The sequence below is a fragment of the Allobosea sp. UC22_33 genome (assembly GCF_042700715.1).
In the GTDB taxonomy this organism is placed as follows: domain Bacteria; phylum Pseudomonadota; class Alphaproteobacteria; order Rhizobiales; family Beijerinckiaceae; genus Allobosea.
Genome location: NZ_CP170556.1, coordinates 4,069,769 through 4,095,760 on the forward strand (window position 1 = coordinate 4,069,769; position 25,992 = coordinate 4,095,760).

General features: G+C 66.8%; 24 protein-coding genes. 11 read left to right on the forward strand and 13 right to left on the reverse strand.

Annotation, left to right across the window (positions count from 1 at the left end):
• The first annotated feature begins 248 nt into the window (after positions 1-248).
• A complete protein-coding gene (locus ACFJGT_RS19805; protein ID WP_377841398.1) occupies positions 249-1,292 on the forward strand; it encodes a transporter substrate-binding domain-containing protein in 1,044 nt (347 codons plus the stop codon).
• Positions 1,293-1,469: 177 nt separating this feature from the next.
• Positions 1,470-1,988 (forward strand): hypothetical protein, encoded by a 519-nt coding sequence (locus ACFJGT_RS19810; protein ID WP_377841401.1) that lies wholly within the window; start codon positions 1,470-1,472, stop codon positions 1,986-1,988.
• Here the strand turns inward: ACFJGT_RS19810 and ACFJGT_RS19815 are convergent.
• From ACFJGT_RS19815 to ACFJGT_RS19825, 3 genes are all read right to left on the reverse strand, one after another.
• Positions 1,964-2,650, reverse strand: coding sequence for a GntR family transcriptional regulator (locus ACFJGT_RS19815; RefSeq protein ID WP_377841404.1), 687 nt, complete (start codon positions 2,648-2,650; stop codon positions 1,964-1,966). The genes ACFJGT_RS19810 and ACFJGT_RS19815 overlap by 25 nt on opposite strands.
• A 75-nt stretch (positions 2,651-2,725) precedes the next feature.
• A complete protein-coding gene (locus tag ACFJGT_RS19820) occupies positions 2,726-3,823 on the reverse strand; it encodes an amino acid ABC transporter permease (protein ID WP_377841407.1) in 1,098 nt (365 codons plus the stop codon).
• A 1-nt stretch (position 3,824) separates the two neighbouring features.
• The gene (locus tag ACFJGT_RS19825; protein WP_377841410.1) at positions 3,825-5,093 is read right to left on the reverse strand and encodes an amino acid ABC transporter permease; all 1,269 of its coding nucleotides are present in this window, start codon (positions 5,091-5,093) and stop codon (positions 3,825-3,827) included.
• An 88-nt stretch (positions 5,094-5,181) separates the two neighbouring features.
• Here ACFJGT_RS19825 and ACFJGT_RS19830 point away from each other — a divergent pair, with 88 nt between their 5' ends.
• The 3 genes from ACFJGT_RS19830 (at position 5,182) to ACFJGT_RS19840 (ending at position 7,544) form a co-directional block, all read left to right on the forward strand.
• Positions 5,182-5,775: a protein-tyrosine phosphatase family protein gene (locus ACFJGT_RS19830; RefSeq protein ID WP_377841413.1), complete on the forward strand. Its 594-nt coding sequence runs from the start codon at positions 5,182-5,184 to the stop codon at positions 5,773-5,775.
• A 192-nt stretch (positions 5,776-5,967) separates the two neighbouring features.
• Complete coding sequence (locus tag ACFJGT_RS19835) at positions 5,968-7,143, forward strand: amidase (protein ID WP_377841415.1); 1,176 nt, start codon at positions 5,968-5,970, stop codon at positions 7,141-7,143.
• A complete protein-coding gene (locus ACFJGT_RS19840; RefSeq protein ID WP_377841417.1) occupies positions 7,140-7,544 on the forward strand; it encodes an AtzH-like domain-containing protein in 405 nt (134 codons plus the stop codon). The genes ACFJGT_RS19835 and ACFJGT_RS19840 overlap by 4 nt, the downstream gene beginning before the upstream one ends.
• 15 nt (positions 7,545-7,559) lie before the next feature.
• Here the strand turns inward: ACFJGT_RS19840 and ACFJGT_RS19845 are convergent, their stop codons facing one another.
• From ACFJGT_RS19845 to ACFJGT_RS19855, 3 genes are all read right to left on the reverse strand, one after another.
• Positions 7,560-7,859 carry an alkylphosphonate utilization protein gene (locus ACFJGT_RS19845; RefSeq protein WP_377841420.1) on the reverse strand — a complete coding sequence of 100 codons (300 nt, stop codon included), beginning with the start codon at positions 7,857-7,859 and terminating at the stop codon, positions 7,560-7,562.
• A gap of 86 nt (positions 7,860-7,945) precedes the next feature.
• On the reverse strand, positions 7,946-8,491 hold the full coding sequence (locus ACFJGT_RS19850) for a carboxymuconolactone decarboxylase family protein (RefSeq protein ID WP_377841422.1): 546 nt from the start codon (positions 8,489-8,491) through the stop codon (positions 7,946-7,948).
• A 54-nt stretch (positions 8,492-8,545) separates the two neighbouring features.
• Complete coding sequence (locus tag ACFJGT_RS19855; RefSeq protein WP_377841424.1) at positions 8,546-9,895, reverse strand: aspartate aminotransferase family protein; 1,350 nt, start codon at positions 9,893-9,895, stop codon at positions 8,546-8,548.
• Between the two features lie 140 nt (positions 9,896-10,035).
• Between ACFJGT_RS19855 and ACFJGT_RS19860 the strand changes: the two genes are divergently transcribed.
• Both ACFJGT_RS19860 and ACFJGT_RS19865 read left to right on the forward strand, forming a co-directional pair.
• Positions 10,036-10,584, forward strand: coding sequence for a cupin domain-containing protein (locus ACFJGT_RS19860; protein WP_377841427.1), 549 nt, complete (start codon positions 10,036-10,038; stop codon positions 10,582-10,584).
• Positions 10,585-10,727: 143 nt separating this feature from the next.
• Entirely contained in the window at positions 10,728-11,921 is a 1,194-nt protein-coding gene (locus ACFJGT_RS19865) for an amidohydrolase family protein (protein ID WP_377841430.1), read from the forward strand.
• 260 nt (positions 11,922-12,181) lie between these two features.
• Here the strand turns inward: ACFJGT_RS19865 and arcC are convergent, their stop codons facing one another.
• The 6 genes from arcC to ACFJGT_RS19895 all read right to left on the reverse strand — a co-directional run bounded on the left by arcC (position 12,182) and on the right by ACFJGT_RS19895 (position 20,071).
• Complete coding sequence (gene arcC, locus ACFJGT_RS19870) at positions 12,182-13,165, reverse strand: carbamate kinase (protein WP_377841433.1); 984 nt, start codon at positions 13,163-13,165, stop codon at positions 12,182-12,184.
• Between the two features lie 98 nt (positions 13,166-13,263).
• Positions 13,264-14,694 carry a DUF1116 domain-containing protein gene (locus ACFJGT_RS19875; RefSeq protein WP_377841435.1) on the reverse strand — a complete coding sequence of 477 codons (1,431 nt, stop codon included), beginning with the start codon at positions 14,692-14,694 and terminating at the stop codon, positions 13,264-13,266.
• Positions 14,695-14,696: 2 nt separating this feature from the next.
• Entirely contained in the window at positions 14,697-16,241 is a 1,545-nt protein-coding gene (gene fdrA, locus ACFJGT_RS19880) for an acyl-CoA synthetase FdrA (RefSeq protein ID WP_377841437.1), read from the reverse strand.
• Complete coding sequence (locus ACFJGT_RS19885; protein ID WP_377841439.1) at positions 16,219-17,139, reverse strand: DUF2877 domain-containing protein; 921 nt, start codon at positions 17,137-17,139, stop codon at positions 16,219-16,221. Before ACFJGT_RS19885 ends, fdrA begins: the two co-directional genes overlap by 23 nt.
• Before the next feature lie 21 nt (positions 17,140-17,160).
• Positions 17,161-18,393, reverse strand: a complete 1,233-nt coding sequence (locus tag ACFJGT_RS19890) for a tetratricopeptide repeat protein (RefSeq protein WP_377841443.1) — start codon at positions 18,391-18,393, stop codon at positions 17,161-17,163.
• 103 nt (positions 18,394-18,496) lie between these two features.
• Entirely contained in the window at positions 18,497-20,071 is a 1,575-nt protein-coding gene (locus ACFJGT_RS19895; RefSeq protein WP_377841446.1) for a regulator, read from the reverse strand.
• Positions 20,072-20,313: 242 nt separating this feature from the next.
• On the opposite strand from ACFJGT_RS19895, the gene ACFJGT_RS19900 reads away from it, so the two are divergent.
• Both ACFJGT_RS19900 and ACFJGT_RS19905 read left to right on the forward strand, forming a co-directional pair.
• Positions 20,314-21,936, forward strand: a complete 1,623-nt coding sequence (locus ACFJGT_RS19900; RefSeq protein WP_377841448.1) for a PucR family transcriptional regulator — start codon at positions 20,314-20,316, stop codon at positions 21,934-21,936.
• A 238-nt stretch (positions 21,937-22,174) separates the two neighbouring features.
• A complete protein-coding gene (locus tag ACFJGT_RS19905; RefSeq protein WP_377841450.1) occupies positions 22,175-23,359 on the forward strand; it encodes a hypothetical protein in 1,185 nt (394 codons plus the stop codon).
• Positions 23,360-23,654: 295 nt separating this feature from the next.
• Here the strand turns inward: ACFJGT_RS19905 and ACFJGT_RS19910 are convergent, their stop codons facing one another.
• Positions 23,655-24,014: a hypothetical protein gene (locus tag ACFJGT_RS19910; RefSeq protein ID WP_377841453.1), complete on the reverse strand. Its 360-nt coding sequence runs from the start codon at positions 24,012-24,014 to the stop codon at positions 23,655-23,657.
• Positions 24,015-24,149: 135 nt separating this feature from the next.
• Here ACFJGT_RS19910 and ACFJGT_RS19915 point away from each other — a divergent pair, with 135 nt between their 5' ends.
• Both ACFJGT_RS19915 and ACFJGT_RS19920 read left to right on the forward strand, forming a co-directional pair.
• On the forward strand, positions 24,150-25,094 hold the full coding sequence (locus ACFJGT_RS19915) for an ABC transporter permease (protein ID WP_377841456.1): 945 nt from the start codon (positions 24,150-24,152) through the stop codon (positions 25,092-25,094).
• Positions 25,091-25,960, forward strand: coding sequence for an ABC transporter permease (locus ACFJGT_RS19920; RefSeq protein ID WP_377841459.1), 870 nt, complete (start codon positions 25,091-25,093; stop codon positions 25,958-25,960). Before ACFJGT_RS19915 ends, ACFJGT_RS19920 begins: the two co-directional genes overlap by 4 nt.
• Positions 25,961-25,992: the final 32 nt, after the last annotated feature.

Sequence of the window (25,992 nt, forward strand, 5' to 3'; positions counted from 1 at the left end):
GTCTCCGCCGAACCGGAGCGTCATGACGCTCCCTTGAGGCCGGCAGGATGGCACGCCCGCAGCGCCGCTGGCTAATGCATTCGCGGCGCATTGTTATGACGAGACGGAATAGATTGGCGCCCTCCGACGCTTCCAAGCCGATCCTGCCCGAAATGCGAAGCCCACGGCAACATCCGGCGTTTGACCTGCGTCTGCGTTGCTGTATACAGCTCCATAGCTCGACAACGATCGAGATGGGAGAGATCGGGATGACGTTCAGCATCGTTCGTGCGGCCCTGGCCGCGGCAACCCTGACCATGATGGCGCCGGCGGCGCAGGCCGGGTCGGTGCTCGACAAGGTCAAGGAAGACGGCAAGATCATCTGCCTGGTGAACCCGAATTCGCCCGGCTTTTCGGTTCCCGACAGCGCCGGTCGCTTCCAGGGCTTCAATGTCGAGTTCTGCCGCATGGCCGCCGTCGCGATCTTCGGCGATGCCGCCAAGGCGGAATTGCGCGGCATCGGCTTCTCCGACAGCCTGAAGGCGATCATCAGCGGCAGCGCCCATATCGCCTCGCGCGGCATCACCGCGACCGGCACGCGCGACGCCGATCCCGGCGTCTCCTTCGTCACGACCACCTTCTATGACGGCCAGGGCTTCATGGTGCCCAAGAGCCTGGGCATGACCAAGCTCGCCGACCTGTCGGGCGCGACGGTCTGCGCCGAGGAGGGCTCGACCACCCTGCTCTATCTCGCCGACTGGTTCGCCGAGGCGAAGCTGCCCTACAAGGTCGAGAACATCGCCGACAAGACCGCCCGCCTCCAGGCCTTCTTCTCCGGCAAATGCGATGCAGTCGCGAGCTCGGTCTCGGCGCTCGCCGCCGACCGCCTGCTGGCGCCGAAGCCGGACGACTACGTGCTGGTGCCCCAGCGTTCGGCGACCGAGCCGCTGGCGCTGGTCTCCCGCCCCGATACCGAGCTGGAAAAGACCCTGTTCTGGGGCGTGCAGGTCATGGTCGCGGCCGAGGAATTCGGCCTGACTTCCAAGAACGTCGAGGCCAAGCTCGCCGCGCTCAAGGACCTGCCGGTCGATGCCCAGCGCCTCATCGCGCCGAACGGCCCGACCGCCGACATGGCTAGGAAGATCGGCCTGCGCCCTGACTGGGCCTTCCAGATCATCAAGCAGGTCGGCAATTACGGCGAGGTCTTCGAAAAGCATATCGGCAAGGCCTCGCCACTGGCGATGGACCGCGCCCAGTCGCCGAACCGCCTCGCCCGCGACGGCGGCCTGATCTTCTCCTATCCGGTTCGGTAAGACCAACGACCGGCCCGCCAAACCAAGCCCTCCCGGAGCGATCCGGGAGGGCTTTTCGTTGACGACAGGCTCGACACCGGCATGCGTTCAAGAGTGGACAATCCCCACGGCAATCCGCTTCATGGAAACGACGAGCACCGCATCTCCCGATGGCGGGACGAGCGGGCGGAGGGGCGCATGGCGGAGGGGATTGCCTGGGTCGAGCCCCCGGGCCTAACCGGGGCGATCGGCATGCTGCCGCTGCCCGGCCTCGTAATCGCCCGGCGCGGCGAGCGCTTCGTCGATGGTGCCTTGCAGGAGGAGGCCCTGGATGCGCTCGCGGCGCGGGAGACGGGGCTATTGGTGGTCCTGCTCGAAGACGGCGAATGCGATCCCGACGAAATCGAGGATTTGGGCCACGCTGCAAAAGAACGGTCGATCACCTTGCTCGGCGCCCCGATCGCCGATTTCTCCGCGCCCGACCAGCGGCTCGACTGGTCCGCCCTGATCGAACGCCTCACCGGAGAACTGCGCCAAGGGCACCGCATCGCCTTCTGCTGCCTCGCCGGCTATGGCCGCTCGGGCATGATGGCGGCGCGGCTCCTGATCGCCATCGGCTCGATGCCGGAGGCCGCGATCACGGCCGTGCGGGCGGCAAGGCCCGGCGCCATCGAAAGCGAGGAGCAGGTCGCCTATTTGCTGTCCTGCACGCCGTAGCGCGCCAGCATCCGCTCGAGATGGGCAGCATGCAGGCGAAACAGCTCCGGCGCCGACAGAGCCGTCGCTTTCCCGGCCACCGCCGCGATCTCCTCGACCAGCAGCGCATGCATCGCCGCCGGCTCCTGCTTCAACCAGCCGACCCAGCTGCGCGCCGTGCGGAAGAAGATGGTGTCGTCCATCTGCCGGAGCGCCTCGTCGCCGATCAAGGCATTGCGGACCTCGTGATGCGTCCGCCAGACATCCCAGGCCTCCTTCAGCGCGGAATCCGGCTTGAGCAGCCCCGCCAGCGCCTGCAGCCGGGCATAGTCGGAGCCCAGCGTCGAAGGCAATTGAAGCGGGATCAGGTCGGCGATCAGGCGCGTCAGGCCGATGCGGAAGCGCAGCATGTCGGCCGATTGCGGGCCGACATAGGAGACGATCGTGCCGACGCCGTTGCGGGTCTCGGCCAACTGCTCGTAGACCAGCCGCTGCAGCACCTGCCGGATCGGCGTGCGGCTGACGCGGAATTCGCTCGCCAGCGCCGTCTCGTGGATGACATGGCCTTCGTCATATTCGCGCAGGCAGATGCGGTCGCGCACGATCTCGAAGATCACGTCGTTGCGCGAGCGGACCAGCTGGCGCAGCTGGCGCGTATCCGAACCGGCGATATCGACCGTCATCGTCTCTCTTCCTGCCCGCCTTGTGCTTAGAGCATCGCTTGAGCGGCTGGCCACTTCTTTTGTCGAAAGCCGGCTCTAGCGCGCCGTGACGGCGCCGTGGCCGAGCCGCCGGGCCCGCTCCGAGATCAGCCAGCAGCAGATGAAGTAGAACAGGCCGATCGCCAGGTTCGCCTCCAGCGAATAGGCCTGCCATTGCGGGTCCGCATAGGCCATGCGCGCGGTCGAGAGCAGGTCATGCATGCCGACGATCGCGACAAGCGACGTGTCCTTGAAGCTGCCGATGATCGAATTTGTGATGCCGGGGATCGCCGTGCGCAGCGCCTGCGGCAGCACGATCAACCGGATGCGCTGCGCCGATGAAAGCCCGAGGCTCGCCGCCGCTTCCGTCTGGCCTTTCGGCAGGGATTGCAGACCCGCCCGCACGTCCTCGGCGAAATAGGCGGCATAGAACAGGGTGAGCACGATCAGGATCGCCGCGACAGGCTCGATCGCCGCGCCACGCGACAGGAGCAGCGGCAGGATGAAGATGCCGGCGAACAGTACCGCGACCATCGGGATCGCCCGGACGGCCTCGATATAGCCGACCGCGAACAGCGAAAGCCCGCGCTGTCCCGACCAGCGCGCCAGCGCCAGCAAGACGCCGAGCGGAAAGGCAGCGGCCATGCTGAAGGCCGAGAGGAAGAGGATCAGCGGCAGACCGTTCCAGCGATGCGATTCGACCACGGGAAGGCCGGCGACGCCGCCGCGCAGCAGCAGATAGGCACTTACGCCGGAAACGAGGACGAGCACGGCCCGCCCGATGACGCCGATTGGCGCCTTGGCGAAAGCGAGGATCGCCGCGATCATCACCGCGCTCGCGAGATAGGCGCGCCAGCGCTCGGGCTCGGGATAGGTCCCGGTCAGGACGAGATTGGCCTTCTCGCGCAGGAAGGCCCAGCAGGCACCGCTCGCCGCCGCGCATTCGGCCCGGCTGCCGGAGAAGGGCACGGCATCGACCACGCCCCAGCTGAATGCCTTCGCGACGAAAGCCACGACCCCGTACAGCACGAGCCCGGTGAGCAGCGTGTTCCACCAGCTGGAGAACAGGTTCGACCGCAGCCAGCGCCCGGCGGCGACGAAGCGGCGGCTCTGCGGCGGCCCGGCAACGAGAGGCGTCTCGGCGAGGGTGGTCATCTCAGCGCCCCCTGATGCGGAAGACATGGTTGCACCAGTTGACCCCGGCCGAGATCAGCAGATTGGCGATCAGGAAGAACAGTGCGACCAGCGTCATCAGCTCGATCGGCCGGAAAGTCTGGTTGACCGAGGTGCTGACCACGCTGAGCAGGTCCGAGTAGCCGATCGCCAGCGCGATCGAGGTATTCTTCAGCAGGTTGGAATACTGGTTGCCGAGCGGCGGCGTGATCACGCGCAAGGCCTGCGGCAGCACGATCAGGCGCATCGTCCGGAGCCGGCTCAGGCCCAGCGCCAGCGCCGCCTCGTGCTGGCCGCGCGAGGTGGCCAGGATGCCACCCTCGACGATCGCGCCGATCTGCCCGCCATGATAGACCGAGAGCGCCAGGACGAGCGCCGCCAATTGCAGCGAAAGCCCCATCCCTCCGCTGACATTGAAGCCGGTCAGCTTCGGCACCGACCAACCGATCTCCACCAGCCCCGACAGGGTGAGCCCGGCATAGAGCGCGAAGCCCGCCAGCAGCACCGGCAGAGCAACTGGTCGGCGCTGGCCCGTTGCGTCCTGATGCCGCTTCACCGCCCGCGACCAGAGAACCGAGCCGACGAGCCAGAGGCAGGCCGCGAGCGCCAGCAAAAGCCCGCCATGCCCGATCACCGGCGCCGGCAGGGCGAGCCCGCGATTGCTCAACATTGCGCCGAACGGGCCGGTCCAGGCCGCCTTGATATGCGGCAGGCCGCGGACCAGCGCGACATAGAGCGCGATCACGATCAGGAGCTTCGGCAGGTTGCGCAGCAACTCGACATAAAGCCGCGCCAGATTGCGCACGAGCCAGTTCGAACTGGTCATGGCGATGCCGACGACGAGGCCGATGGCGCTTGCCAGCACCAGCGTCACCGCCGCCGCAACCAGCGTGTTGAGAATCCCGACGAGCAGGACATAGGCATAGGTATCGCGCGGGGAATAGGCGATCAGGCTTTCGCTGACGTCGAAACCGGCCTGCTGCCAGAGGAAGGAGAAATCGATCTCCATCCCGGCCGCCGCGAGATTGGCCGAGACGTTCCGCGCGCCCAGCACGCCCAATCCGACGAGCACGAGCAGCATCGCCAGCGGCCAGATCAGCCCTTGCAGGCGCTCCCGCAAAGGCGCGCCCGGCGGTGGAGGACTTTGCGGCTTGAGCACACCGGCCGCGAAGGCCTCGCCGCCCGCCGCGGTTACGGGTCCAATCTCGCTGGCAGGGTCGCGTGTGGACAGCATGATGATATAGCTGTACACAGCTATATCATCATGTCAATCAGCGAGCCCTGAAGCTCGTTCGAGCGGTGCGGACGCCGCTTCGCGCCGCGCCCCCGCCGCAGGTAGAATGTCCCCGCTGCTCCACCCTCTGGAGGATTGTTTGCACAGCCCGGCGCCTTCCATATCCCGCCTCGACCTGCCCGGCTTTGCGGGTGCGCTCCTGCTCGGGCCCTGCCCCGGCCGGCGCAAGGAAGCACTGGACGACACCGCATCGCGGGCGGCGCTGACGGACGATCTGTCGCGGCTGGCCGCGATGGGCGCGACCGGGCTGCTCAGCCTCGTGGAAGCCAAGGAATTCCCCGGCGGCCACGACGGCTTCGCTGCGGCCGTCCGCGCCGCCGGGCTGGAATGGACCCATCTCGCCATTCCCGATTACGGCGTGCCGGATGCGGATTTCATGGCCGATTGGCGCAAGTTCGACCTGGCGCATCGCCTGCGGCAGGGCGAGAGCTGGGCAATCCATTGCCGTGCCGGCCTCGGCCGCACCGGCACCATCGCCGCGCTGCTCCTCGTCGAGAACGGAACCGGCGCAGCCGAAGCTATCGCGCAGATTCGCCGTGAGCATGATGCAGCCGCCGTCGAGACGGAGGCGCAGGAAAATTTCCTGATCGCGCACGAACAGCAGGCAGTTCAGCCCGCAGCGGCACGAAGCGTCCCCTGAGCCAAAGCCGGAGGCCAGAGCCGAAGCCTTCGTTGACCGGCGCGCAGGCGCGCCCGCACACCGCCGTTTGCCGTGGCGGCAAACCTGTTAGGCTGCCCCTCGACCCTGAGTCGAACTGCCGACAGGAATGCAAGCCGTGCCGATGCCGACCCGACCGATCTCCCTGGGCGAAACGCGATCGCCGAGGCCGTGATGGAGGATCGCGTCAACGCCTTCGTGCCCGGCCCGCGCATCCGCATTCCCGGCCGCCCCGGCGGTCCGCTTTCGGGGCTGAGCTTCGCCGTCAAGGACCTGTTCGATGTCGCGGGCACGCCGACCGGCGGCGGCAACCATGACTGGGCCCGAACCAACCCCATCCCGGATCGCCATGCCTGGGCGGTGCAGACCCTGCTCGATGCCGGCGCCGAGCTCGTCGGCAAGACCATCACCGACGAGGTCTCGCTCGGCATCCTCGGCGAGAACGCCTTCGACGGCACGCCGCTGAACACGGCTGCCCCGGAGCGCGTGCCGGGCGGCTCCTCCTCCGGCTCGGCCGCAGCCGTCGCCGCCGGGCTCTGCGACACCGCCTTGGGCACCGATACCGGCGGCTCGATGCGCGTGCCCGGTAGCTTCTGCGGGCTCTACAGCATCCGCCCGACCCATGGCCGGCTCGACCTGACCGGCCTGATGCCGCAGGCGCCGAGCTCGGACACGGCCGGCTGGTTCACCCGCGACGCCGCGACCTTCGCCCGCATCGGCACCGCGCTGCTCGGCGAAGCGCCCGGCCCGCTGCCGACGAAATTGCTCGTCGCAGTCGACGCTTTCGGCTTCGCCGACCCGGAGGTCGCGGAAGCGCTGCGTCCGATGGTCGAGCGGCTCGCCCGCGTGCTGGGCGCCACGCCCCGCGACGAGATCATGGCGCCGCAGGGCCTCTCCGTCTGGGCGCGGGCGCAGCGCAGCCTGCAGCCGATCGAGGCCTGGCAGACCTTCCGTCCCTGGATCGAGCGGGACAATCCGCGCATGGCCTTCAGCGTCGCGGCCGGGCTGATCGCCGGCTCGCAGGTCCCCGTATCCGAGCAGAACTGGGCCGCCCTGATGCGCGAGGAAGCCCGCGCGCGGCTGCGCTACCTGCTGCCATCAGGCACCGTCCTGTGCCTGCCGACGACGCCCTTCCCGGCCCCCTTGCGCGGTTTGCCGATGCCGGTTCTCCGGCCGATGCGGGATCGCATCACCTGCCTTTGCGCGCAGGGCGGGCTTGCCGGCCATCCACAGGTCAACCTGCCCGGCGCGCTCGTCGACGGCGCACCGATCGGGTTGTCCATCATCGGAGCGCGCGGCAGCGATGCCAGCCTCATTGCCATCGCACAGGCCATGGAGGCCGCATCATGACCGACCTGACCCCGAACATTCCGGAAGTGGTGGCCGAGATCAGCACCCTGTTCGAGGCCTACGAGCAGGCACTGATCGACAAGAATGTCGACGTGCTGGATGCAGCCTTCTGGAACAGCCCCTACACGATCCGCTACGCCCTGCATGAGAACGGCTACGGCTTCCAGGAAATCCATGGCCATCGCGTCGCGCGCCCGCCGGGTCCGGGCATCAAGGAGAAGCGCATCAGGCTGGAGATCCTGACGCTGGGACGCGACATCGCGACCGTAAATCTCGAGTTCAAGGTGCGCGGGCGCGACGTCATCGGCCGGCAGAGCCAGAGCTGGGTGCGCTTTCCCGATCTGGGCTGGAAGGTGGTCTCGGCCCATGTCTCGACGATGGAGGGGCCGCGCCTCTGGTAGGCACAGCCCAAGGCCTCAACGCTTGCGGACGAATTCCGTCCGCAGCACGAGGCCCTTGATCGTGTCGTGGCGGCAGTCGATCTCCTCGACATTCTCCGTCAAACGGATCGTGCGGATGACCGTGCCCTGCTTCAAGGTCTGATTGGCGCCCTTCACCTTGAGGTCCTTGACCAGGACCACGGAATCGCCGTCGGCGAGCACGTTCCCGGCGGCATCGCGTACCACCGGAGCAGCGGTTGCGGCTGCTTGTTTCACGTCCGAGGCCGGGCGCCATTCGCCGGTCGCCTCGTCATAGATGTAATCGTCGTCGGACATGTCGTTCCCGTCTTGCGGCCGGGCGCTCGCCATCGGCCCGATCCGGCGGGGTTACACGATGCCCGGCGGCTTCGCCAAATCGGGGGCTAGACGGTGCCGAGCGGGTGCTCCGCCATTTCCCTGGCAATCGTATCGTCGATCGGCGTCTCGTAGGTCATCAGCATGTAGCCGAGCACCGAATAGAAGCCGACCGTCGCCATCAGGTCGAACACCGCCTCGCGCCCGATCGCCGCGGCGAGCTCGGCCTCCTGCGCGAGCGACAGGCGCTGGTCGTCGAAGAGCGAATCGACCGCCCGCACGATCAATCCGTCCTCGCCCTCCGGCTGGCCGCGCAGCGCCGCGATGCGCTGATCGCTCATGCCGAGCACCCGCGCCCGGCTGACATGATGCGCCCATTCATAGGGCGAGCCCATGCGATGCGCCGCCCGCAGGATCACCACCTCCGAGCGCACCGGCCCGAGCGCGCTGTCCTTGACGACATGCTGGCGCAACGGCGCCCAGGCCTTCAGCAGCGCCGGGTGATGCGCCATCGTCCGGTAGACATTGAGCGCGCCGGCAAAGCCGGCCTTCATCTCGGCGATCGCTTCAGGCCAGTCGGCATCACTGATCGGCGGGCAGGGAGAGGTCGTCATCGGCTATCTCGCGAAGGTCAGGACACGAGACCTCTAGCACAGAGAGGGGCGCCGTCAGGCCACCCGCTTCAGCGCGCCGCGCAGCGTCTCGACCATCTCGCCGATCTGGTCCTCCTCGACGATCAGCGGCGGCGACAGCGCGATGATGTCGCCGGTGACGCGGATCAGGAGGCCCTTCTCGAAACAGTCGACGAAGACCTCGTAGGCGCGGGCGCCGGCGGCACCGTCGCGCGAGGACAGCTCGATGCCGGCGACGAGGCCGAGATTGCGGATATCGATGACATGCGGCGCATCGCCCAGTGAATGCATCGCGTTCTCCCAGGCCGGCGCCAGCTTCGCCACCCGCGTCAGCAGCCCCTCGGACGCATAGATGTCGAGCGTGGCCAGGCCCGCCGCGCAAGCGACCGGATGGCCGGAATAGGTATAGCCGTGGAAGAGCTCGATCATGCCTTCCGGCCCGTGCATCAGGCCGTCATGCACCTTGCGGCTGGCAAAGACCGCGCCCATCGGCACCGCGCCGTTGGTCAGGCCCTTGGCGGTGGTCATCAGGTCCGGCATCACCCCGAAATAATCGGCGGCGAAGGGCGTGCCGAGGCGCCCGAACCCGGTGATGACCTCGTCGAAGATCAGCAGGATGCCATGCTTCGTCGCGATCTCGCGCAGGCGCTGCAGATAGCCCTTCGGCGGCAGCAGCACGCCGGTGGAGCCGGCCATCGGCTCGACGATGACGGCCGCGATCGTCTCCGCGCCATGCAGCGCGACCAGCCGCTCGAGATCGTCGGCGAGCTCGGCGCCATGCTCGGGCAGGCCGCGGGTGAAGGCGTTGCGGGCGGGATCATGGGTGTGGCGCAGATGGTCGGTGCCCGGCAGTTGCGGGAAGACGCGGCGGTTGTTGACGAGGCCGCCGACTGAGATGCCGCCGAAGCCGACGCCGTGATAGCCGCGCTCGCGCCCGATCAGGCGGGTCCGCGTGCCCTGGCCGATGGCGCGCTGATAGGCGACCGCGATCTTGAGCGCGGTATCGACCGATTCCGAACCCGAGCCGGTGAAGAAGATGCGATCGAGCTTATTCGCGCCCTCGCCCGGCGCGATGGCGGCAAGCCGCTCGGCGAAATCGAACACGATGGGGTGGCCCATCTGGAAGGCCGGCGCGAAATCGAGCTCGGCAATCTGGTGCGAGACGGCTTCGCTGATCTGTCGCCGGCCATGGCCGGCATTGCAGCACCACAGGCCCGCCGTGCCGTCCATGACCTTGCGGCCGTCCTCGGTGGCGTAATGCATGCCGCTGGCGCTGGCGAGCAGGCGCGGCGCCTGCTTGAACTGCCGGTTCGCGGTGAACGGCATCCAGAAAGCATCGAGCGAGCGGGCGTTCTGCAGCGTGGACGGCTTGGTGTTGACGGTCATGACGGCCTCCCTTTGAGACCCGTCAGTGCTCATGTTTTCGTCAGTGCAACAAGTCTGTTTCAGTGTCGGCCTAATCCCTTGAAAAAGCTTGCTCGATCTGGATACCGTTCAAGATCGAGAACAGCAGGAACAGGCCGGCGATGAATATCGATGTCGGAGCCCGGCTCAGATATGTCCGGATTCAGCGCGGCCTGTCGCAGCGCGCGCTCGCCAAGCAGGCCGGCGTGACCAACTCGTCGATCTCGCTGATCGAGGCCAACGAGGTGAACCCCTCGGTCGGCGTGCTCAAGCGCATCCTCGACGGCATCCCGATCAGCCTGTCGGAGTTCTTCGCCTTCGAGCCGGAGAAGCCGCGGCAGGTGTTCTACCAGGCCGAAGAACTCGTCGAGATCGGCAAGGGCGGCATCTCCTTCCGCCAGGTCGGCGAAAACCTGTTCGGCCGGGCGCTGCAGATCCTCAGGGAGCGCTACGAGCCGGGCGCCGATACCGGCCGCGTGCTGCTGACCCACGAAGGCGAGGAAGGCGGCATCGTGCTCGCCGGCCGGATCGAGCTCACCGTCGGCGAGGAGCGCCGCATCCTCGGCCCCGGCGACGCCTATTATTTCGAGAGCAACCGCCCGCACCGGTTCCGCTGCGTCGGCCCGGTCCCCTGCGAGATCGTCAGCGCCTGCACGCCGCCGACTTTCTAGGTGACGTTTGCAGAAAGCCTCAACGGCCGCCGTGCCGCGTCATTCAATTCCTGCATGATAATAATCGGATGATTTAACGGGCCAGAGCCGCGCCTGGACTTTAAAAAGCCCGCACGCAACGGTCTGGAAGAAGGAGATGCCTCGTGTCCGATACCCTCTTGATCCGGAATGTCCGCCCGGCCGGCGGCGCTGCGACGGATGTGCTGGTCCGTGACGGGCGCATCGCGGCGATCGGCGCAGGCGCGACCGGAGGCGACGCGAGTTTCGATGCCGGCGGCCGCTTGATGATCCCCGGCCTCGTCGAGGCCCACACCCATCTCGACAAGAGCTTCTGGGGCATGGGCTGGCACAAGCACACCGCCGGCCCCGCCCTGATCGACAAGATCGAGACCGAGCGCCGCAACCGCCGCGAATTCGGCATCGAACCCGACCGCCAGTCCGGCCGGCTCGTCGCCCAGATGGTCAAGCTCGGCACCACCCATATCCGCAGCCATGTCGATGTCGACACCGAGGTCGGCTTGGCCGGCGTCGAAGGCGTCATGGCCATGCGCGAGCGGCTCAAGGACGTGATCGATGTCGAGATCGTCGCCTTCGCGCAATCCGGCATGCTGATCCGGCCCGGCACGCTCGAACTGCTCGACCAGGCGATGGCGATGGGCGCCGATGTCGTCGGCGGCCTCGATCCCTGCACGCTCGACCGCGACCCCAAGGGTCATCTCGACGCGATCTTCGGCCTCGCCGAGACATACGGCCGCCCGCTCGACATCCACCTGCATGAGCGCGGCGAGGTCGGCGCCTTCTCGATGGAACTCATCATCGAGCGCACCCGCGCGCTCGGCATGCAGGGCAAGGTCGCGATCAGCCATGCCTTCTGCCTGGGCATGCCGGATGCCGATCATGTCCGCCGCCTGATGGAGGACCTGGCCAGGGAGCGCATCGCGCTGGTCACGACCGCCCCGGCCTCCTCGCCGGCGCCGTCCGTCATGGCCTGCCTCAAGGCCGGTGTCGTCATCGCCGGCGGCTCGGACGGCGTGCGCGACAGCTGGAATCCCTATGGCATGGGCGACATGCTGGAGCGGGCGACGCTGGTCGGCCTGCGCAACAATTTCCGCCGCGACGAGGAGATGGAGCTGGCGCTCGACGTCTGCACCTATCAGGGCGCCAAGGTTATGGGCATCGAGAACTACGGTCTTGAGGTCGGCTGCACGGCCGACTTCGTGATCCTGCCCGGCGAGACCATCTGCGAAGCCATCGTCGAGCGCCCGGCCGACCGCACCGTCGTCAAGCGCGGCAGGATCGTCGCGCGCCACGGCGAATTGACCCAGCCGATCGCCTGATCGGCTGCAAGGCATCGTCAGCGGCCTTATCCGTGCATGGGCACATGAAAAACGGGCCGCCGGTCCTTCCGGCGGCCCGCTTCAGTTCACCTGACAAAAGCCTGTTCGTTCCCTCTGAAACACGCCGTCATCCCGGACTTGATCCGGAGTCCATGCCGGAACCTCTCCGATAGAGGTTCAGGCATGGATCCCGGGGTCTTCGCTACGCTCCGCCCGGGATGACCCGCCTTATTCTGAAACGAAGGACGCCCGGAGAGACGTCAGGCCGCCGCCGCGAACGCCGCGTCGGAGACGATCTGCGTGCCGGCCTCGCCGCGCAGCGCCGCGACCGCATCCTCGATGCGCGCGATGATGCAGCGCCGGCCGCCGCCCTCGATGAACTGCGCGGCCGCGTCGATCTTCGGCCCCATGCTGCCGGGCGGGAAATGCCCCTCTTCATGCAGGCGCTTGATCTCGGACAGACTGACGCGATCGAGGAAGCGCTGCTCCGGCTTGCCGAAATGCACGGCGACGCGCGGCACGGCGGTCAGGATGATCATGTCCGGGATGTCGAGCAGGTTCGCCATCTTGGCGGTGGTGCGGTCCTTGTCGATGACGGCCTCGACACCGTGGCTTTGGCCGTTGGGCTGGCGCACCACCGGCACGCCGCCGCCGCCGCCCGCGATCACGACCGCGCCGCGCTCGGCCAGGATCTGCACGAGGTCGAAATCGACGATGTGCTGCGGCAGCGGCGAGGGCACGACATGGCGGTAGCCGCGGCCGGAATCCTCCTTCATCAGCCAGCCCATCTCTTCGCTGAGGGCCTTGGCCTCCTCCTCGGTGTAGAAATAGCCGATCGGCTTGGACGGGTTCTGGAAGGCCGGGTCGTTCGGATCGACCTCGACCTGGGTCAGGACGCAGGTCACCTCGCGCGGATTGCCCTTGGCGCGCAGCGCGTTCTCCAGCGCCTGCGTCAGGAGATAGGCGATGCCGCCCTGGCTATGGGCGACGCAGATGTCGAGCGGCATCGGCGCGACGCGATGGCGGGCGATAGCATGGCGCAGCAGCATCTTGCCGACGACCGGGCCGTTGCCATGGGTGATGATCAATTGCGAGCCGAGCTCCATCAAGGGCAGCAGGGCGGCGCCCGTCTCGGCCGCGAGCTTCTCCTGCTCCTCGGCCGTGCCGCGGATGCCCTCGGGATGGATGGCGTTGCCGCCGATGGCGATGATCAGGCGGTCCGGAACGGCGTCGATCGAAGTCATGAATCCTCCTCCCACGCGCCGGCCGGCAGGTCGCGACGCATGTTGAAATTGTTCGTTGGTGCGGAACGCGGGCCGCGAGAGGCGGCCCGCGGCAGTCTTCAGCCGGCGACGCCTTCTTGGGCAGCGAAGGCGAGCAGCGCCTTCTCGAAAGCCTCCATCGGCGGATAGGTGATGCCGGCGCCTATCATGCCGATGCCGGCTTCCTTATGCGCGATGGCGGTGTTGATGACGGGCATGATCCCGGTCTGCAGCACCTTGCGCATGTCGATGCCGGTCGGCACGCCCTTGAAGTTGAGCAGGGGCACCGTGACGTTCGGGTTCTCGGCCGTGGTGATCTCGGCCATGCGGACCGAAAAGCCGATGGCCTCGTCGACCGTGCCGCCGACCAGCGGCACGATGGCCGGTGCCGCCGCCATCGCGAAGCCGCCGATGCCATAGGTCTCGGTGATCGCGCTGTCGCCGATATCGAGGCCGGAATCCTCCGGCTTGTAGCCGGCGAACATCGGGCCGATGACCTTCTGGGCCGGGCCGGTGAACCAGGTGAAGCCCGGCACGCCGCTGATCCGGATGCCGAACTCGACGCCGTTGCGGCACATCGTCGTCAGGATCGTCGAGTGCGGCACGCCATGGGCGGCGTCGAGCGCGCATTTGCACACCGCCATCCAGGTCGGGCCGGAGAAATAGTCGCTGCTGGCGACGAAGTCGAAGACCTCGCGCTTCTGGGCCGTCGTGAACGAGGTCTCCAGGATGAAGGGCGCGAGCTTCTGGATCAGGATCGTCGTGCCCGCCACGTTGCGGTTATGGCACTCGTCGCCCATGTGCAGCGCCTGCGAGAGCAGCAGGCGCAGGTCGATCTCGCCGGCGATCTGCATCGCTTCGCGCAGGATCGGGCCGAGCACGTCGCGCATCCAGTTCAGCCGGGCGATGACGGTCTCGTCATTGGCGCCCATGCGCAGGATCTTGGAGAGCTGCTCGCTGAGATTGGTGTAGGCGACGTTGCCATAGGTCTTGTTCTTGACGACATGCATGAACATCGAGGCCGAGGTCACGCCCGCCATCGAGCCCACACAGTTATGCTCGTGGCAGGGCGAGAAGGTGATCTCGCCCGACGCCGCGAGCGCCGCCGCCTCGTCGAGGTTCTTGGCCAGGCCTTCGAAGACCAGCGCGCCGGTGACGGCGCCCTTCATCGGGCCGGACATCCGCTCCCAGGTGATCGGCGGGCCGGCATGGAGGATGGTGGTCTTGGTCATGCCGGGCACGACCTCCAGTGCCGGCCCGAAGCCGACCAGCACGGGCTGGGATTTCAGGATGCGCTCGACCGCCTCCTGGTTCGCCTTCTCGATGCGCGCCGCGATCTCGGGGCGCGCGAGGGCTTCAAGCGCGTCGATCAGTTCGGGCTTGCCGCCCGCCGGCGGGCGCCAATCGAGATGGACGGCGCTGCCGCCCTGCTTCTCGATATCGTCCTTGAACATTTCGAGGCCGATATTGATGACGCTGACCTTGCTGAACAGGTCGTTGATGCTGGACATGATCAGTTCTCCTTGGAGACGAAACCGCGCGCCAGCAGGCCGGCATTGGTGCAGCTGCTGGCGATGGTGACGCCCACTTCCGAAAGCTTGGCCGTCTGCTCGGCGAGCGACTGGCTGTCGAGATCCGTGCCGAGGACATAGCCGAGGATCTCGAGATGGCGCCCCTCGGCCGCTGCGATCTGCTTGGCCTCGACCAGGGCGGGGATCATCACGCCGGCCGGGTCCTCATGGGCGCCGTAGCCGAGGATGAAATCGAGCACGATGACGCCGACCGACGGGTCGCGCGCCTCCTGCACCAATCGCGCGAGCCGCTGGGAGGGGTCGATCATCGGGTGCGGGCGACCGCGGGTGAAATCGTCGTCACCGAAATCGATGAAGCTGTGCTCGATGCTGGCGTTGACGTCCTTCAGCTTGCGCGCCGGGTCCTTGGCGATGTTGCTGTAGACGTTGTCGTAGCTCTCCTTGGCGATCAGCATCATCTCCTCGCAGAGCGTGCCGCCGCAGAGCAGGGCGCGGATATAGCGCTGCTCGGGCTTCAGCTTGGCGCGGGTCTCGGCGATCAACGGCAGGTTGAGCGCCCGCTTGTTGATCTCCTCTTCCTTCTTGCCGCCGAGGATGACCGCCTTCAGCGCGGCCTCCTTGGTGGTCTTGCCGAATTGCAGGCCGGCCTTGGCGACGGCCTCTTCCGAGCCGCCGAGCAGGCAGGCGACGACCGGCTTGCCGCATGAAGCAGCCGCTGCCAGCACCTTGTCCTGCACCGATTTCGCCGGGGGCTTGGAGACCAGCACGATCACCTCGGTCGCCGGGTCGCGGGCGAGCGCGTTGATGCCGTCGATCATCATGATGCCGCCGACCTTCTCGTTGAGGTCGCGCCCGCCGGTGCCAATGATCTGGGTGATGCCGCCGCCGAAATCGTGGATGCGGGCCGCGACCTCCTGGCTGCCGGTGCCGGAGGCGCCGACGATGCCGATATTGCCGGCGCGCACCGCATTGGCGAAGCACAGGCCAATGCCGCCGATATAGGCGGTGCCGCAATCCGGCCCCATCATCAGCAGGCCCTTGTCATGGGCGAGCGTCTTCAGTGCGACCTCGTCCTCGATCGAGACGTTGTCGCTGAACATCATGACGTGCAGGCCGCTCTCCAGCGCGCGGCGCGCCTCGCGAGAGGCGAACTCACCGGCCACCGCAATGATCGCGAGATTGGCGCCGGGCACATGCGCGACGGCGGACTCGATCGTCGCGTAGTTCATCTTGCGGCCGGATTCGTTGCCGCCCTTCTGCTTGAACAATTCGTCGATTGCGACCAGCGCCTGCTCGGCGACCGCGTCGGACGCGGTACGCACGACGATCATCAGGTCGCCGCTCTGGGCCTCGGCCGCCTCCGGCGTCAGCATGCCGACGTTCTTGAGCACCTCCTTGTTCATGGCGGTGCCCATGCCGATCATCGCCTGCTCGACCCCGGCGACGGCGTTCGCCCGCCCGGTCACCGACATCAGCGAGACCGAGTCGAAATAGGTGTTCCGCTTAATGGCGGTCTTGATGGCCATGATCCCATTCTCCATTGTCGATGAGCGACGCCAGCCCACGGATGACGCCGAAAGCGATCTCGGTCCCGGATGAGGCACCGATCGCGAGAACCTGTGCGAGCGCCTGCGAGGAGGGCTCGGCTGTCGCGCTGCCGAGCGCGATGACGAGGCGTGCCACCCGCTCCCGGACCTCGCCGCGCGCCGCCTTGGCCATGGCCGCGTAGGCGATCGGGTTGGTCGCGCTCTTGGCGGATTGCACCACGCCGCGGGCGAAGCCGTCGCTGCCGAGATCGACCTGCCGCCGGCAAAGCGCGCGGGCCGCGAGCAGCCCGGTGAGGAAGTCATCGCCCGACGGCGTGAGGCCCGGCCCGAGGCCGAGCAACCGGCGGGCCTGGGCCAGCGCCGCATCCGTGTCGCCACGTCCCAGCGCGAATGCGAGCCCGTCCGCGCCTTCATGCAGCATCCGGGTCGTCAATCGCGCGACCTCGGTATCGGCCATGCCCTCGATGAAGCCGCCGGGCGTGCCGTTGCGCCAGATCGCAGCCTCCGCCTCCGCCAGCCGCCGGCGCAACAGGCCGGGCGCGCAATGCGTTTCCGGCACGGGCGTGCGCCAGACGGAGGCTTCGGCCACACTCACCGTCGCCTTCCCGGCAATGGCGAGGCTGCCGCCTCCGGCCCGGACACTGTCGCCCTGGCAGATACCGATCGCGAGGAAATCATCGGCCGTGACGACCAGCGAATTCGGCCCGTCATCGAGATCGCCGGTGACGAGCGTGTGCAGTTCGCCATTGCCCAGGCAGGCGATATTCACTGCCCTACGAAAAGCGCTGTGGACTACGCCCGCGAAGGCCGCACCGTTCACGCGCGCCAGGAAGGCGCCGTCGCCGGACCTGGCCTGCATGGTGACATGCGCACGCATCGGGGCGGACCCAGCCGGCGTTCAGCTGGCGCGGGCGGCCGGAGGCCGGCCTGCCGCTGCTATCTCGGCCTGCGCCTCGGCCTCACGGCCGAGCAGCCGGAGCGACTGCGCCTTGTGCTGGCGATAGAGCGGGTTGCCGGGATCGGACGCGATAGCGATCTCGATTGCCGTGATCGCCTCCTCGTGTCGGCCGAGCGAGCGCAGGCTGTTGCCCTTGTGGAAGGCGAAATCGTAGCGGCCGGGATCAAGCGCGAGCAATTCGTCCATCACGGCGACGGCAGCCTCATGCCTGCCGAGCTCACGCAGATAGTTCGACTTGTGATAGCGCAGGAACAGGGCTCCCGGCTGCTTCGCGATGCCCGCGTCGAAGGCCGCGAGCGCCGCCTCCGGCTGCTTCATCGCCCGCCAGGCATAAGCGATGTAGAAATGGAACTCGATCGCGTCGGGGCTCGCCGCGAGCACCGTCTCGAAGGCGCGGATCGCCTCCTCGTTGCGCCCGAGCTCGTAGAGGTAATAGCCCCTGTAGTAGCCGAGATCGGCATCGCCCGGGTGCTGCGTCAGTCCAGCCTCCACGATGGCAAGCGCCTCCTCGTAGCGTTCGGCCTTCTCGGCCTGCTTCGCCTGCCGGATCGCCGCCGAGCCCGGCCCGGCCGCAGCGCCCTCGCCGCGGAATATCTTCAGCACGCGCTCCTGGCCGAGTGCCTGCGCATGCTCCAGCGAGGACTTGCCGTCGCGATCCTTGAGATGCTGGTCCGCACCCGCCTCGACCAGAGCCTCGACCACGTCGCCGTAGAGCCTGCCGCCGTCGCCGAGGATCACGGCCTCCAGCAAGGCCGACCAGCCGAGATCATTGGCGCGGTCCACCGGAATGCCGGCCGCCAGACAGACCCGCACGGTCCGCAGAAAGCCCTTCTCGCTCGACGGCAGCAGCGGCGTGCCGCCGAAGCGGTTGACGCTGTTGCGATCGGCGCCCGAGGCGATCGCCAGTTTCAGGATCTCGTTGAAGCCGTTCGCGCCGGCGCAGAGATAGGGCGAGAGCATGGTGATGTCGCGGGCATTGACGTCGCTGCCGGCCGCGATCAAGCGCCGCGCCAGCGGCAGGTTGTTCTTCTGCGTTGCCGCCATCAGCGCCGTGCGCCCGGTCTCGTCCTTGGCGTCCACCTTGGCGCCCTCGGCGAGGAGGCGCTCGATCGTGGCCATGTCACCGAGGTCGGCGGCGGCGATCAGGGGCGGGTTGGCGGACGGGGCGTTCATCGGGTCTTCCTGTCGATCGGTGACGCAGCGCCCCGGGCGGGCGCTGCAGAGGGCATGCGAAGCGAGACGAGCCGCCCATAACGGGCGGGCTCGCCTCGCCGGCTCACGCCTTGCTGGTGGCCGGTTTCATGGCGCTGGCCTGGTCGGAGCCGGTCTGCATCGAGCGGTCCGCCTCGCGCAGGTTGAGATAGTGCTTGAGCACGAAGACGCCGGCGATCATGCAATAGGCATAGACCAGTGGCATGGCGTGCGGCTGGGCGAAGCCGACTGTCGGCGCGTGGATCACGCCGAACAGTGTCAGGAAGCCGCCGGCCAGCGCCGCGACAGCGCCGCGCATCGGCTTGTCGGTGATCGCGAAGATCGTGATGCAGCCCCAGGTCATGCTGCTCAGCGGCGCGCCGTTCCCGAGATTGGACAGGCCCTGATAGTAGACGCCCTTCTTGGCGAGCGCCTCGACGCCGACGGTCTCGGCGGCGGTGCCGGCAGCCGCCAGGGTGTTGTTGGTCAGCGTCAGCGCCCAGTTGGCGATCCACGGGAACATCGTGACGAAGATCACCGGCACCTCGTCGCGGGGCGACTCGCGCACCACCTGATTGGCCGTGACGATGCCGATATAGACGAGGATCGGAACCACCGCGACCATCGGGATCAGCGCCAGTAGGAAGGCTCCCAGCCCGAACAGCGACAGCACGAACATGCTCAGGCCGGTGAAGAAGGTGTAGCCGGTGCCGGCGCCGATCGATTTCCAGCCGGCATGGCCGATATAGACGGTGACCGGGAACGGGTTGCCGAACATGGCGCCGAGCGTCGAGGACAGGCCGTTGGCCATCATCACCTGGCGCGTCGGGTAGGGATCACCCGCGGCATGGGCGCTCTCGATATTCTCGAGGTCGAACACGTAGTTGGCGAGGCCGAGCGGAACGGCCGAGGCGAGATAGGGCAGCGCATGCGGCAGCCCGTTGAGGAAGCTCGTGATATGCAGCGTCGGCGGGTTGAAGCCGAAAGTCGACAGCGAGTTCTTGATCTCGGCCGGGCTCTGCAGGCCGAAGATCCAGGCCAGCGCCGTGCCGGCCGCGAGCAGCAGGAAGCCGGTCGGAATCTTCGGGAAGATCGGCTTCTTGCCGAACCAGTTCAGGAAGATCAGCGCCAGCACGACGAAGGCGACGGTCGGCGTCTCGAACGACTGCAGCATCGGATTCATCGCGAGCAGCAACAGACCGAGGCCGGCAAGGCAGGACAGCAGCACGGTACGCGGGATCGTCTTGCGGATCGTCTCGCCCAGGAAGGAGCCGCCAACCAGGATCATCGCCTCGACGAAGCACCAGACCAGCGCGATCTGCAGCGCGAACTCGGCATCCTTGGTCTGGAGATAGACCGGCAGGATGACGAGGAAGGTCACCGTGAAGATCGACGGCGCGCTCGGGCCGGACGGCAGCGCTGTCACGTCCGAGCGGCCGGTTTCCTTGACCAGCTTGTAGGCGAAATAGGTGTACCACAGGCTCGCGGCGAAGACGGCGAGGCCGAAGGCCGGGGCGATCCGGCCATAGACCATCTCCTTGGGAAAACCGACGACGAAGAGCAGCAGGCCGATCATCGTCAGGAGATTGGTCAGGTTGTTGGCCAACAGGCCGAAATAGCCGCCCCAATCGCCCTTTCGCCAGATAAAGGATCTATCCATCGGTCTTCCCCATCCTCGCGGGCGCACTCCAGCGGCGCGGGTCCCGCAGTCGAACGATCTTCTTTTGCTGGGGAGCCTAGTAAGCCGGCGCGCGGGGAACCATTGCCAAGCCGCCTAAATTGACCGGCCATTTTTTATCCTCTGAAGATAAAAATTGAACCCTTCTAACCCGGATTCGCTTGCGAGCGCCGTCCTTTCGCGACTACAGCGATAGCGCGGAGCAGCCGCCGGGAGTGCAGGCCATGGCCCATCAATTGAAGATTTCCGAGCTGCTCCAGTTCGCGCCCTTCAAGCAGGCCCGCCTGATCTGCGGCGAGGAAGGCCTTTCCAACCCGGTCCGCGGCGTCAACGTCATCGAGGCGCCTGACGTCACCGACTGGGTGCAGCCCGGCGACGTCCTGCTCACCAATTTCTATTCGCTCGATCGCCTGCGCCCGCTCGACGCCTTCATCGCGAAGGTCGCCGCCCGCAAGCTCAGCGCGCTGATCGTCAAGACCGGTCTCTTCGTGCAGGAGGTCCCGGAGGAGATCGTCGAGGCCGCGCGCAGGCACCGGCTCCCCGTCATCGAGATCCCCCGCAACGTGCTCTACCGGACCATCGTCCTGTGCATCTCCGAGCACCTCCTCAGCGAGCGGCTCGGCGTCCTCGAACGCTTCAAGGAGATCAGCGACCATTTCCTCAGCGCCTCCTTGGCGAACCAGGGCGCCTTCCGCATCCTGAAATCGCTGGAGACCTTCATCGGCAACCCGGTCGGGCTCTATGACGAGAAGCTGCAATGCCTCGCCGGGACCACGGGCAGTTCGGTCAGCCTCGCCTCGCCCGAGGACCATCAGGAGGGCGCGCTCTTCTACACCCAGACCGTCGCCGTGCCCGAGGCCGACAACCGCATCTGCAACCGCCACGTCTTCTCCGTGCGGGTCGGCGACGAGGTCAGGCTCTATCTCACCGTCCTCGAACTGAACGGCGAGCTGGAGGATGTTCAGTCCATCGCCATCGAGAGCGCGATCAACGCACTCGCGCTCGACTTCCTCAGGCAACAGGCCGTCATCGAGGTCGAGAAGCAGTTCCGCTTCGACCTGATCGGCGATCTGCTCGGCGGCAGCGCCCTCCCCTCCAGCGAATTGCATCGCCGCGCCGGCCTGATCCAGTGGGACCTGAGGCGCAGGCATGCGGTCGCCGTGCTCGGCCTGAAGGCTCCGTCGAAATCATCCGGCGCGGCATCCGACGAGGTCCAAAGCCTGGAGCGTCTGGCACAGCTTCTCACCGGCGTGATCGACAACGCCCATGCCCAGATCCGGGGCGGCCATATCGTGCTGTTCTGGCCGGCCGGCGAGGGCCGCGAATGGCGTGTGCAATTCGAACGCCGCTTCGCCGAACTGAGCGCGCTCTGGTCACGAAGCGAGGAGCGCGCGACCGTACGGGCCGGGATCGGCGAGGTCGCGGCCGATGTCGAGGGGCTGCCTCGCAGCTATCGGCAGGCGCTCGACGCCCTCAATATCGGCATCCGCGCCCGCTTCGAGAAGAACCTCGTCTTCTTCCACGAGCTCGGGATCTACCGCATGCTCTGCCGGCTTGCGCCGCAGCACGAGCTCAGGGAGATGATCCCGCCATCGTTGCAACGGCTGGCTTCAGTCAAAACGCGAGCCCGGGCCGATCTCGTCGAGACGCTGGAGGCCTATATCGCCTGCAGCGGCAACGCGCTGGAAACCTCGCGCCGTCTCGGCGTCCACCCGAAGACGGTTCTCTATCGGCTCGACAAGATCCGGTCCGAGGCCGGCATCGATCTCGACGACGCCGAGGAGATGCTGATGGTCCAGATCGGCCTCAAGATCCTGAAAATGGAGGATGCGGCGGAGGCCGCGTGATGCGACCGGTCAGCCATCCGCGACGGAACCGGAACTGCTCCGCGACCATTGGTTGACGCTGCGACAGCATCCCGGAGATCATCGCGTCACAAGGTCGATCTCCAGGTTTACGTTCGGAGAGCAAGCTGACGATGCCTGTCGCGTCCGGCCAGAACGCGCACCTCATTCAAGCGGATGACGCAGCGGCTTTCGATAACGCCTATCCGATCGACAACAGCGATGGCGGGGGGTGGGTACGATGACGACGTTGTCCGGGCCTGTCGGCGTGCGCAACGGCACCGCACAGGTGCAGAACGCTCCGGTCGATCAGAGCAAGATCATCAAGCTGCTCTGGGCCATCGACCCCGGTAATGCCGGCATGCGCGGCGTGTCGGAGCCACCTTCCGCCGGGGGCTTCAAGCGCTGCAACGCTCAACTTGCCGCCGCCATCGCCGCATTCCAGGCCTTCTGGCTCCAGCGCGGCGAGCTGCGGGTCGCCGATGGCGTGGTCGACCCGGGCGGCGCCAGCCTGCGCAAGCTCGATGCCCTGGCAAGCGGCGCCGCGCCCGCGCCACCGAAGCCGGTCGATAACAGCTTCACCGAACTGAACGTCCTGCGCTTTCGGGAGACCCTGCTGGGAGCGCCCGGCTCCTTCTCGATCCCGGCGGTCGTTCCCTCCAGCGTCCTGCCATTCCTGTTCACGCCGGTGGCAAAGGGTGCGGCACTCGTCGAAGGGGCCGCCGCGGGCACCATCTCCGAATTCCTGTTCAAGATCGAGAAAAACGGCTCGGTGTTCTGGGTCGGCGCCTGCGTGCCGGCCGGGACGGTCGATTTCTCGCGCGCCTATATCTTCTTCCATCCCGACACGATCGGCGCCTCCGACGATGCCGCCTATCCGAACTTCGCCGGACGCTGGCCGACGGTGAAGCGCTACGTGCCGGGACAAGGGCTGCAGATGGCCGCCATGAAGCAGATGGTGCTTCTCGTACCGTTCATGACCCATGGCTCGCGCGCCAACAGCTCGACCACCAATCTTTTTGCCGATCGCGGCGTCGAGACGCTCAACGACATCCTGACGGCGGTCCAGATGTCCTTCGGCGTGCCGGATGTCCGCAGCTCGATCCAGCAGGTCGGCGTCGCCAGTTACAGCTCCGGCGTCAACCACCTCTTCCGTTTCGCCGAAAAGCTTGGCGGAACCGGCATCATCCGCGAGCAGATCGATTTCGACAGTGCCTTCATGATCAGTGCCCATAAGAACGCTCCGAGCCTGCCGGGCACGGTCAACTGGATGGTGACGCAGTCGCCGCCGCGCGGCTCGCGCATCGGCTGGCTGCAGCTCGGGCCGAGCGCCTGGCGCAACGTCAATACCATGCGCGGCGACATCCACGGCCAGATCGGCACGATGATGTTCCAGACCATGATGATGCTGAGCGTCATTCCCTGATCGCCGCGCGACAATCGCGACAGAACCGTTCTCCAATTCCGCGAAAACTTGGAATTCCCTGCGATTGACCCGGCCCGGAATTCCCTGAATGCTCGCATCCGCCGGAGCGATCCGGTCGCGGGATTTGTCGGAGCAGCTTGCGCCGCGTCAACAACGCTAAAAGCACCACGCGTTATCGTGGGCTCCTGAGAATGGAGACACGGGCGTGGTCTATGCTCTGATCGTCAACAGTCTGCTGCGGCTATCCGCCTTCCTGCGCTGGACGCGGACCGGCTAGAGCATCGAAAGCGAAAGCCTAGGCCACATCGTGGCAATGGGTACCGGCGCGGAACTCGACATATTTGCGGCAAGTTTCCGCGGTGTTCGGCAGGCCGCTATCCTGCAGCCATGCAGAGAACGCGGCCGGCTTGATCGTGACGATCTCCAGCGCCCGCCCTCGCGCAAGCCAGGCATTCATCACCGCGACCGCATTGCGATGCCAGGTGTCGTCGTCCGAGGGCATCTGATCGCAGTCGTGGGCAAGCTGCCAGAGCCGGGTGAAGTCATCGCGCTCGTACCACGGCATCGCGACCGTATACGCCTCGACTGTCGGTTGCACCTTGAACGCCGATCGTCCGCGCGCGGCGCAGAACCACCGCTCATTCCATAGCCTCATGGAATGACCAAACCACAAAAACGACTTTGACGAATGGGTAGGGCCACTCCTACCGTCGCATCCAAGGCGCAATTTTGGGTGCAGGTCGATCTTGGAATCGCTGTTCACGCACAGGCATAGGCCGGGGAGCCCGGCATGACCGGCTTCGTCCTCAGGCGGCTGCTCTTCGCCATCCCGACCCTGTTGGTCATGCTGACCGCGATCTTCATCCTCGTCCGGATGGTTCCAGGCGATGCCGCGCAGGTGATCCTCGGCGACCAGGCGAGTGCCGCCTCGCTCGCCGCACTGCGGACCAAGCTCGGCCTCGACCGGCCGGTCTACGTCCAGTACCTGTCCTTCCTGCTCAACGTCGCCACCGGCGATCTCGGCCAGTCCCTGAGCAGCGGCCGCAGCGTCATCGAGGAAGTGCGGCAGGTCCTGCCCTCGACGATTGAATTGACCGTCGCCGCGATCGCGATCGGCCTCCTCTTCGGCCTGCCGCTGGGCGTGGCGGCGGCGCTCAGCCGCAACGGCTGGATCGACTATGTCTCGCGCATCGTCTCGCTGATCGGGCTGTCCTTCCCCGCTTTCGTCTCGGGCATCCTGATGCTGATCGTCTTCGCGATCCAGCTCGGCTGGTTCCCGGTGCTCGGCGGTGCCGGCGGCAAACAGGGCTTCGCCGAGCACATGCGCGGGCTGGCGCTGCCCGCGCTCAATCTCGGCCTGATCATGACCGCTTATGTCATGCGGGTGACGCGGGCCGCGATGCTCGGCGTGCTGACCGAGGATTACATCCGCACCGCCCGCGCCAAGGGCGTCGGCCCCGCCAGGCTTGTCGCCCGGCACGCGCTGCGCAACAGCCTGATCCCGATCATCACCGTGGTCGGCCTGTATTTCGGCACGCTGATCGGCAACTCGGTCCTGACCGAGATCATCTTCAACCGCCCCGGCCTCGGCAAGCTGATCCTCGGTGCGCTCAACTCCCGCGACTACACGCTGCTGCAGGGGCTGATGATCATCTTCGCCATCTGCGTCATCGCCGTGAACACGGTGACGGACCTGGCTTATGGCCTCGTCGATCCCAGGGTGAAATACGCATGAGCGACGCCGCGGCCCCTACCCTGGAGAGCCGGCCGGGACGCCTCTGGCTCGCCCTCACGCAGAACAGGCTGGCCTGGATCGGCCTTGCCCTGCTGGCGCTGATCGTGCTCGTCGCGGCGCTCGCGCCCTGGCTTGCGCCCCATGATCCCCTCGAACAGAACATCGCCGCCCGTCTCGAGCCACCCTCCGCCGAATACTGGCTGGGCACCGACAGCTATGGCCGCGATGTCCTCTCCCGCCTGATCTACGGCGCGCGGGTCTCGCTCTTCGTCGGCTTCGCCGCGATCATCGTCGCCATGCTGGTCGGTACCACGATCGGCGTGATCGCCGGCTATGTCGGCGGGCTTTTCGACCAGATCGTGATGGGCGTGCTCGACGTCATGCTCGCCTTCCCGACCCTGCTGCTCGGCCTGATGATCGCCGCGATGCTGGGCGCGAGCCTGGATAACCTGATCATCGCCATCGCAGTGACCGAGATCGCGCCCTTCGCCCGCGTCGCGCGTGCGCCCACCATCTCGCTGCGCGAGCGCGATTTCGTCGAGGCCAGCCGCTCCTATGGCTGCGGACCCATCCGGATCATGACGCGCCACATCCTGCCGAACATGATGTCGGACGTCGTCGTCATGAGCTCGCTCTGGCTGGCTTCCGCGATCCGTACGGAAGCCTCGCTCAGCTTCATCGGGCTCGGCGTTCCCCCACCGACCGCGACCTGGGGCAGCATGATCCGCGAGGGCTTCGAGAACATCCTCGACGCCTGGTGGCTCGCGGTGTTCCCGAGCCTCGCGATCCTCTTGACCGTGCTCGCGCTCAACCTGCTCGGCGACGCCCTGCGCGACGCGTGCGACCCCCGAACCCAGTCGCGCTGACCAAGCCGACACCCCATCTGGCGAAACCAAGG